General features: G+C 67.7%; 2 protein-coding genes. One reads left to right on the plus strand and one right to left on the minus strand.

Going from position 1 to position 393, the window contains the following annotated elements:
• On the plus strand, window positions 1-213 hold a 213-nt coding region (locus RNB18_RS53290), incomplete at its 5' end, for a hypothetical protein (RefSeq protein WP_311721215.1).
• Here the strand turns inward: RNB18_RS53290 and RNB18_RS53295 are convergent.
• A partial coding sequence (locus tag RNB18_RS53295; RefSeq protein WP_311721216.1) for a hypothetical protein occupies window positions 210-393 on the minus strand: 184 nt, incomplete at its 5' end. The two genes, RNB18_RS53290 and RNB18_RS53295, sit on opposite strands and share 4 nt — an antisense overlap.

A 393-nucleotide genomic window follows, 5' to 3' on the forward strand; every position in this document is an offset into this window, starting at 1 on the left:
CTCTTGTGGCGGTTGCCTGATCGACTTCAACCCAAGATCCGTCCGCAGGTGTGGGTGGTGGCTTTCGATGCCGATTCCGGCGAGGCGATCGCCGGGCTGCGCACCACGCGGCCGGACTTCGGCACCGTCACCGGCGTGGTCGAATCGGCCGGCCGGCTGTGGATGTCCACCATCGCCTTCCCGTCGCTGGCCTATGCCGAACTCGGCGACTAGCACGTTGCGGGGTTGTCGGTCTTCAAGGCGTCGCTGACCCGTCGGGCGCTGTCGCCCAGCGCGGTCATCTGGTCGCGGTTCAGCGGCGCGAGGTAGAACTGCCGCACCAGCATGGCGTAGGTGTGTAGCGCCGGCCGCAGGTAATCCCGCCCCTGCCTGGTGATCCCGACGACGACACCT

The sequence above is a fragment of the Streptomyces doebereineriae genome (assembly GCF_031845645.1).
Lineage (GTDB): Bacteria > Actinomycetota > Actinomycetes > Streptomycetales > Streptomycetaceae > Streptomyces > Streptomyces canus.